Here is an 8,156-nt window from a genome sequence, read left to right on the forward strand (position 1 = left end):
TTGCCCGACAAGGCCGTGAGGGTCGTCGTACGGCCGCCCTCGGGCTCTGGTGCCGTCCGGCGGGGCGAGGCCGGCGCGACGGTACGTTCGCGCCGCCGGACGGGGCGGGTGGGGGATCGGGACCGCGGCGGATGCGACGGCACCGGGAGTCCCTCCCCTCACGTCGAAGGAGGAGATCCGGGCCTAAACCACCGCACTGGCTCGCATGCCGCCGCGGTCCTCGCCCTGCCCGCCGTACCGGTCGACCACCCCTCATCCGGGTCGCCGGCACGGCGGGTCCATGCGTCCGGTGCCGGGCCTCCCCGCCGGGCCCCGGACGCAGCTCATGGGGTCAGTCCTCGCGCAGGGCGCGGACCGCCTCCTCCACGCGCCGGCCGTACTCGGGGTCGGCGGCGTGGAAGTGGGCCAGGTTCTTCTCGATCACGTCGTCGCGGCTGACCTGGGAGAGGCTGCCGGCGATGTTGGCCACCAGGCGGGACTTCTCCTCGGCGGACATCAGCCGGTAGAGCTCACCGGCCTGGAAGAAGTCGTCGTCCTTGGTGTGCTGCGGGGCGGCGTGGGTGCCGGTGTGGCCGGACACGGCGAGCGGCGCCGACAGCGGGCGGCCGGTCTCGACCGGGCCGTCATAGGAGTTGGGCTCGTAGTTCTTGGCGTACCGGCCGTGGGAGTTGGACGCCATGAAGCCGTCCCGCCCGTAGTTGTTCGCGCCGCCGGGCACGTTCTTCGGGGCGTTGATGGCGAGCTGGGTGTGGTTGACGCCGAGGCGGTAGCGGTGCGCGTCGGCGTAGGCGAACAGGCGGCCCTGGAGCATCTTGTCGGGCGAGGGGCCGATGCCCGGCACGAAGTTGTTCGGGGAGAACGCGGCCTGCTCGACCTCGGCGAAGATGTTGTCCGGGTTGCGGTCGAGCACCAGGCGGCCCACCCGGTGCAGCGGGTAGTCCTTGTGCGGCCACACCTTGGTCACGTCGAACGGGTTGAAGCGGTAGTCCGCGGCCTCCTCGGCCGGCATCAGCTGGACGTACAGCGTCCAGGACGGGTGCTCTCCGCGCTCGATGGCCTGGAGCAGGTCCGTCTGGTGCGAGGTGGGGTCCTGGCCGGCGATCTCCGCGGCCTGCTCGCTGCTCAGGCAGCGGATGCCCTGGTCGGTCTTGAAGTGGTACTTGACGAAGAAGGCATCGCCCTTGCTGTTGGTCCACTGGAAGGTGTGCGAGCCGTAGCCGTTCATGTGGCGGTACGACGCCGGGATGCCGCGGTCGCCGAAGAGCCAGGTCACCTGGTGCGTGGCCTCGGGGGAGTGGGCCCAGAAGTCCCAGACGTTGTCCGGCTCCTGACGGCCCGTGAAGGGGTCGCGCTTCTGCGAGTGGATGAAGTCGGGGAACTTGATCGGGTCCTTGATGAAGAACACCGGGGTGTTGTTCCCGACGAGGTCGTAATTGCCCTCGCGGGTGTAGAACTTGACGGCGAATCCGCGCGGGTCGCGCACCGCGTCGGCGCCGCCGAGCGAGTCGGCCACGGTGGAGAAGCGCACGAACACCTCGGTGCGCTTGCCGACGGTGTCCAGGAACTCGGCGCAGGTGTAGTCGGTGACGTCGTCGGTCACCTCGAAGTGGCCGTGGGCGCCGGACCCGCGGGCGTGCACCACACGCTCCGGGATGCGCTCGCGGTTGAAGCGCGCGAGCTTCTCCAGCAGGTGCTGGTCCTGGATCAGCAGCGGGCCGCCGATGCCGGCGGAAGCGGAATTCTGGTTGTCGGCGACCGGGGCGCCGGACTCGGTGGTGAGCACGCGCTTCGACATCGTGGACCTTCCATGCGGGGGGGGTAGCGGAAAACTGTTTCCGCTTTGTGGAGCCTAGGTTCGTGACGATCGAGGCGTCAACAGATTGTTGAAGTGGTGGGCAGGCGTGGTTCCCGGACGGCGCCGGCGCCTTGGGCGCGACAGGGACAGGTGTCGGCGCCGGCGCCGTCCGGAGCTCAGGGGGTGGGCCGGCTGGGGCTCTCGTCGGTCAGACCTGGGCGCCGGAGAGGCGCTCGACCGAGCGCAGCAGCGCGGAGTGGTCCAGGCCGCCGTCGCCCTGCGCGCGCAGGCTGGCGACCAGCTGGGCCACCACCGAGCCGACGGGCAGGACCGCGCCGACGTTGCGGGCGGCGTCCGTGACGATGCCCATGTCCTTGTGGTGCAGGTCGATGCGGAAGCCGGGCTTGAAGTCGCGGTTGAGGAAGTTGTCCTTCTTCCGCGTCAGCACGGTCGAGCCGGCCAGGCCGCCGTTGAGGACGTCCAGCGCGGCCTTGAGGTCCACGCCGGACTTCTCCAGGAAGACCACGGCCTCGGCGCAGGCCTGGATGTTGACGGCGACGATCAGCTGGTTGGCGGCCTTCACGGTCTGGCCGGAGCCGTGCGGGCCGCACAGCACGATGGTCTTGCCGAGCGCCTCGAAGATCGGCTTCGCCTCGTCGAAGTCGGCCTGCTCGCCGCCGACCATGATGGACAGCACGGCCTCGATGGCGCCTGCCTCACCGCCGGACACGGGCGCGTCCAGGACCCGGATGCCCTTCTCCTTGGCCGCAGCGGCCAGGTCGATCGAGGTCTGCGGGGTGATCGAGGACATGTCGATCAGCAGGGTGCCGGGCCGGGCGTTCTCCAGAATGCCGTCCGGGCCGTAGGCGACGGCCTCGACCTGCGGGGAGGCCGGAACCATCGTGATGACGACATCGGCGTCCTTGACGGCCTCGGCCACCGAGGAGGCGGGGGTGCCGCCCGCGGCGGCCAGCCGGTCCAGCTTCTCCTGCTCCAGGGTGTAGCCGGTGACCTGGTAGCCGGCCTTGATCAGGTTCTCGGACATGGGGGAGCCCATGATGCCGAGGCCGATCCAGGCGATCTTCGGAAGTGTGCTCATGGGGGTGCCTCTCTGGGGCTGCTGGGTCTGCGTGTCGGTACGGGCCGGTGAGCGACCGGCCTTTCGGAAGTGCCCTCAGCGGGCGGCGCGCTGCTCGGCCGGCAGCCAGTCGAAGGACTCGGCGCTGCCGCGGTCGCCGGGCTTGTACTCCAGGCCGACGTAGCCCTCGTAGCCCGCCTTCCGCAGCTGCTCCAGCAGGTCCTCGAGCGGCAGCGAACCCGTGCCCGGGGCACCGCGGCCGGGGTTGTCGGCGATCTGCACATGGCCGGTCTTCGCCGCGTACTGCTCGATCACCGACGGCAGGTCCTCGCCGTTCATGGACAGGTGGTAGAGGTCCATCAGGAAGCGCGCGTTGTCCAGGCCGGTCGCCGCGTTCACCTTGTCCACGACGCCGACGGCGGCGGCCGCCGACACCAGCGGATACAGCGGGGACTCGGGCTTGTTCAGCGCCTCGATCAGCAGGATCGCGCCGATCCGGTCGGCCGCCCGGGCGGCGAGGACCAGGTTCTCGAGGGCGAGCGCGTCCTGCTCGGCCGGGTCCACGCCCTCGACGCGGTTGCCGTAGAGCGCGTTGAGCGCCGTGCAGCCGAGCGACTGCGCGAAGTCCGCGGCCACGTCGATGTTGGCGCGGAACCGCTCCGACTCCTCACCCGGCACCGACAGGGCGCCCCGGTCCGGGCCCGGCAGCCGGCCGGCGTAGAAGTTCAGCCCGGTGAGCCGGACGCCGGCGTCCTCGATCGCCTTGCGCAGCGCGTCCAGTTCGGACTGCTCGGGGGTGGGCGTGTCGATCCAGGGCCACCACAGCTCGACCGCGGTGAAGCCGGCCGCGGCGGCGGCCGCGGGGCGCTCCAGGAGCGGGAGTTCCGTGAAGAGGATCGACAGGTTGACGTTGAAGCGCTGGTCTGCGAATCCCATCGGTCGCCGCGCTCCCTTCCGTTGAGCTGTTTCCGTATTACGGAAGTTCATTTCTGCGTAATGGAAGACTGCATGGAGGGTTCGCGCCTTGTCAAGAGGGGTCGGCGAGGTGACGCGCCGCGCGTTAGGTTGAGCGCGTGCGATTGAGAGTGGAGTTCACGACCGAGCCCTTCGACCTCGACGAGCCCCCCGCGCACGCGGTGGTGGCCCGTGAGGTGGTCGAGGCGGCCGACCTGGACGCCGTGGACGTCGGCCCGTTCGGCAACACCGCCGAGGGATCCGCGGACGCGGTGCTCGGTGCCGTGGACGCGCTGCTGCGCCGCACCCTCGCGGCGGGCGCGACCCGGGTCACCCTCCAGGTCAATGTCATCGGGGAGGACGAGGGATGAGCGGTGCGGGCGACGAGCCGTTCATCGCGGCCGTCAAGCCACTGGTCGACGCCATCGGCGGGCAGCTGATCCCGCCCGACGAGGCCGGCATCGACGACGTGGTCCTGCAGTGGGAGGGCGGCGATGTCGTCGCGGTGCGCCTGCCCCAGCTCGCGGACTCGCTCGACCACATCCTCGCCGCGCTGGAGCGCCGCAAGGGCATGCCGCTCGCCGATCTGGACCGCCGGTCGAAGCAGGAGATCGTACGCAATCTGGAGGCGCGCGGCGCCTTCGCGGTGCGCCACGGAGTGGAGACCGTGGCGAGCGCACTAGGCGTCAGCCGGTTCACCGTCTACAACTACCTCAACCGCGAGAAGGGCTCCTGACCAGCGCTTTCGCGGTGTCCCTGCGGGCCGTCGCCCCCCTGTGCGGGCCGCGGCCCGCACGGCATCGGGCGCATCCTGGAACCAGCCGGCGTGGGCCTCATATGTGTTCCCCCGAATTTTCAACAAAGTGTTGACGTGCTGCCCGCGGCGGCGTTCACTATCGGCACGCCCGTTCAGCACAAGGCCACGGAGGCTCCCGTGACGTCCACATCCACGCCGCCGGGCCTGGCCCGCTTCAACGCCCTCGAGGAGTCCGCGGCCCACGCCGCGCTCCACGAGGTGTGTGCCTCCACGGCGTGGGTCCGGCGCCTGCTCGCCCACCGCCCCTACGCCGGCCCCGAGGAGCTGTACGCCGCCAGCGACGCCGCGATGGCCGAGCTGACCACGGCGGACCTCGAGGAGGCGATGGCCGGTCACCCGCCCATCGGCCGCCCCAGGCCCGGCGATCCCACCTCCTCCCGGGAACAGGCCGGCATGGCCGGCGCCCCGGAGGAGCTCAAGGCGGAGATGCTCGAACTCAACCTGGCCTACCAGGAGAAGTTCGGCCATGTGTTCCTCATCTGCGCCACCGGCCGGACCGGCGAGCAGATGCGGGACGCCCTGAAGGAACGCATCGGCAACGCGCCGGAGCAGGAGCGCGAGATCGTCCGCACCGAACTGGGGAAGATCAACCGCATCCGTCTCGCCCGACTCGTCGAACAGGACTGACGCACGCATGAGCACCGAGACCACCGCTTCCGTGTCCACGCACATCCTGGACACCAGCGCCGGCCGCCCCGCCGAGGGCGTCGCCGTCCGCCTCTCCGCGCTGCGCGGCGCCGCCCGCTACGGGCAGGGAGGGGAATGGCAGGCGCTCGGCGGTTCCGTGACCGACGCGGACGGGCGGTGCAAGGACCTCCCGGCACTGCCGGAGGGCACCACCCATGTCCGGCTCGACTTCGCCGTCGAGCCGTACTTCGAGAAGAAGAAAGCCGAGGCGCAGCAGGACGCCCCCGCGAATCGGGACAGCGGTGCGTTCTTCCCCGAGGTCGTGATCACCTTCGCGGTCACGCCCGGCGAGCACTACCACGTACCGCTGCTGCTCAACCCGTTCGGCTACTCCGTTTACCGAGGGAGCTAGCTATGCCGACCATCCTGGGACAGAACCAATACGGCAAGGCCGAGAACCGAGTCGTCAAGATCACGCGGGACGGCGCCACCCACCACATCAAGGACCTCAACGTCTCCGTCGCCCTGTCCGGCGACATGGATGAGGTCCACTACTCCGGCTCCAACGCCAACGTCCTGCCGACCGACACCACCAAGAACACGGTGTTCGCGTTCGCCAAGGAGTACGGCATCGAGTCCGCCGAGCAGTTCGGCATCCACCTCGCCCGTCACTTCGTCACCAGCCAGGAGCCGGTGCACCGGGCCCGCATCCGCATCGAGGAGTACGCCTGGGAGCGGATCGAGACCTCCGACGCCGGCGAGGCCAAGCACTCCTTCGTCCGCAAGGGCCAGGAGATACGTACCGCCCAGGTCACCTTCGACGGTGAGAAGTGGGAGGTCATCTCCGGTGTGAAGGACCTCACGGTGCTGAACTCCACCAACTCCGAGTTCTGGGGCTACATCAAGGACAAGTACACCACCCTCAAGGAGACCTACGACCGCATCCTGGCCACCGACGTCTCCGGCAAGTGGCGGTTCAACTGGACCGACGACGAGCAGACGATGCCCGACTGGGAGGAGTCCTACGAGCAGGTCAGGAAGCACCTGCTGCAGGCCTTCGCCGAGACGTACTCGCTGTCGCTGCAGCAGACGCTGTACCAGATGGGCGCGCGCGTCATCGACAACCGCAGTGAGATCGACGAGGTGCGCTTCTCCCTCCCGAACAAGCACAACTTCCTGGTGGACCTGGAGCCGTTCGGGCTGAAGAACGACAACGAGGTGTACTACGCCTCCGACCGCCCCTACGGCCTGATCGAGGCCACCATCCTGCGGGACGGCTGCGAGGCGCGGATCCCGGTGGACCTCACCAACCTCTGACGCCTCACCCTCTCGGCACCGCGGCCGGGGAGACACGGCGCATCTCCCCGGCCCCGGCACTCGAGGCTCCCAGGGTCCTGCCGTGCCCCGCCCGTGAACAGGACAAGACAGCAAGGGACGCACCATGGCAGCAGCCCCGCGCATCGTCATCGAGAACTGCGCGATCGCGACCGTCGACGCCGAGGACACCGAGTACGCGTCCGGCCATCTGGTCCTCGCCGGCAACCGCATCGAGTCCCTCGGCGCGGGCCCGGCCCCCGAGGACGTCCAGAACGTCGTCCGCCGCATCGACGCCTCCGGGCACCTGGCCACCCCCGGCCTGGTCAACACCCACCACCACTTCTACCAGTGGCTCACCCGGGGCCTGGCCACCGACCACAACCTGTTCGACTGGCTCGTCGCCCTCTACCCGGTCTGGGCACGCATCGACGAACCGATGGTGTACGCGGCCGCCCAGGGCTCGCTCGCCATGATGGCCCGCGGCGGTGTCACCACCGCCATGGACCACCACTACGTCCACCCGCGCGGCTCCGGCGACCTGTCCGGCGCCGTCGTCCGCGCCGCCCGCGACATGGGCGTGCGCCTCACCCTCGCCCGCGGCTCCATGGACCGCGGCGAGAAGGACGGCGGGCTGCCCCCGGACTTCGCCGTCGAGACGCTCGACGAGGCCCTCACCGCCACCGAGGAGACCGTCCACCGGCACCACGACCCCTCCTCCGACGCGATGACCCAGGTCGCCGTCGCCCCCTGCTCGCCCTTCTCCGTCTCCACCGAACTGCTGCGCCGGTCCGCCGAACTGGCCCGCCGGCTCGGGGTGCGCCTGCACACCCACGGCTCGGAGACCGTGGAGGAGGAGAAGTACTGCCACGAGCTGTTCGGCAGGGGCCCCACCGACTACTTCGAGTCCACCGGCTGGCTCGGCGAGGACGTGTGGATGGCGCACTGCGTCCACATGGACGACTCCGACATCGCCGCCTTCGCCCGCACCAGGACGGGCGTCGCCCACTGCCCCTCCTCGAATGCGCGGCTGGCGGCCGGAATCGCCCGCGTCCCCGATCTGCTCGCCGCCGGCGTCCCCGTCGGCCTCGGCGTGGACGGCACCGCCTCCAACGAGTCCGGCGAACTCCACACCGAACTGCGCAACGCCCTGCTGATCAACCGCCTCGGCCCGCACCGCGAGGCCGCGCTCACCGCCCGGCAGGCGCTCAGGCTCGGCACCCACGGCGGCGCCCAAGTGCTCGGCCGCGCAGGCGAGATCGGCTCCCTGGAACCCGGCAAGCTCGCCGACCTGGTGCTGTGGCGGATGGACACCCTCGCCCACTCCTCCATCGCCGACCCGGTGACCGCGCTGGTGCTCGGCGCACCCGCCCCGGTCACCGCCTCCTTCGTCGGCGGCCGGCAGATCGTCGAGAACGGCCGGCTGCTCACCGCCGACGAGGACACGATCGCCCGTACCACGCGTACGGAAGCGCAGCGACTGGCACGGATCGCCGCGCAGAACTGAACACCGAAGACTCCGGCCGGGAGGGACGGCTCCCGGCCGGTACCGCGGACCCGAGCGGGGCCCG

9 protein-coding genes are annotated in these 8,156 nt (G+C 70.3%); 6 read left to right on the plus strand and 3 right to left on the minus strand.

Annotation, left to right across the window (positions count from 1 at the left end; genetic code table 11):
• Positions 1 to 331: 331 nt before the first annotated feature.
• The 3 genes from ABD207_RS11630 to ABD207_RS11640 form a co-directional block, all read right to left on the minus strand.
• Positions 332 to 1,795 carry a catalase gene (locus ABD207_RS11630; RefSeq protein ID WP_344012234.1) on the minus strand — a complete coding sequence of 488 codons (1,464 nt, stop codon included), beginning with the start codon at positions 1,793 to 1,795 and terminating at the stop codon, positions 332 to 334.
• A 208-nt stretch (positions 1,796 to 2,003) separates the two neighbouring features.
• Positions 2,004 to 2,894, minus strand: a complete 891-nt coding sequence (locus ABD207_RS11635) for a 2-hydroxy-3-oxopropionate reductase (RefSeq protein WP_344012235.1) — start codon at positions 2,892 to 2,894, stop codon at positions 2,004 to 2,006.
• 75 nt (positions 2,895 to 2,969) lie between these two features.
• The gene (locus ABD207_RS11640) at positions 2,970 to 3,809 is read right to left on the minus strand and encodes a TIM barrel protein (protein WP_344012237.1); all 840 of its coding nucleotides are present in this window, start codon (positions 3,807 to 3,809) and stop codon (positions 2,970 to 2,972) included.
• A 137-nt stretch (positions 3,810 to 3,946) separates the two neighbouring features.
• Between ABD207_RS11640 and ABD207_RS11645 the strand changes: the two genes are divergently transcribed.
• The 6 genes from ABD207_RS11645 (at position 3,947) to ABD207_RS11670 (ending at position 8,092) form a co-directional block, all read left to right on the plus strand.
• Positions 3,947 to 4,198, plus strand: a complete 252-nt coding sequence (locus ABD207_RS11645; RefSeq protein WP_344012238.1) for a hypothetical protein — start codon at positions 3,947 to 3,949, stop codon at positions 4,196 to 4,198.
• Positions 4,195 to 4,563 carry a helix-turn-helix domain-containing protein gene (locus tag ABD207_RS11650; protein WP_344012239.1) on the plus strand — a complete coding sequence of 123 codons (369 nt, stop codon included), beginning with the start codon at positions 4,195 to 4,197 and terminating at the stop codon, positions 4,561 to 4,563. The genes ABD207_RS11645 and ABD207_RS11650 overlap by 4 nt, the downstream gene beginning before the upstream one ends.
• Before the next feature lie 198 nt (positions 4,564 to 4,761).
• Positions 4,762 to 5,271 carry a 2-oxo-4-hydroxy-4-carboxy-5-ureidoimidazoline decarboxylase gene (gene uraD, locus ABD207_RS11655; RefSeq protein ID WP_344012240.1) on the plus strand — a complete coding sequence of 170 codons (510 nt, stop codon included), beginning with the start codon at positions 4,762 to 4,764 and terminating at the stop codon, positions 5,269 to 5,271.
• 7 nt (positions 5,272 to 5,278) lie between these two features.
• The gene (uraH, locus tag ABD207_RS11660; protein ID WP_344012242.1) at positions 5,279 to 5,683 is read left to right on the plus strand and encodes a hydroxyisourate hydrolase; all 405 of its coding nucleotides are present in this window, start codon (positions 5,279 to 5,281) and stop codon (positions 5,681 to 5,683) included.
• Between the two features lie 2 nt (positions 5,684 to 5,685).
• Positions 5,686 to 6,588 (plus strand): factor-independent urate hydroxylase, encoded by a 903-nt coding sequence (gene pucL, locus ABD207_RS11665; protein WP_344012244.1) that lies wholly within the window; start codon positions 5,686 to 5,688, stop codon positions 6,586 to 6,588.
• Between the two features lie 124 nt (positions 6,589 to 6,712).
• Entirely contained in the window at positions 6,713 to 8,092 is a 1,380-nt protein-coding gene (locus tag ABD207_RS11670; protein WP_344012245.1) for an 8-oxoguanine deaminase, read from the plus strand.
• The last annotated feature ends 64 nt before the right edge of the window (positions 8,093 to 8,156 follow it).

This window comes from Streptomyces thermospinosisporus, from assembly GCF_039526425.1.
Lineage (GTDB): Bacteria > Actinomycetota > Actinomycetes > Streptomycetales > Streptomycetaceae > Streptomyces > Streptomyces thermocarboxydovorans.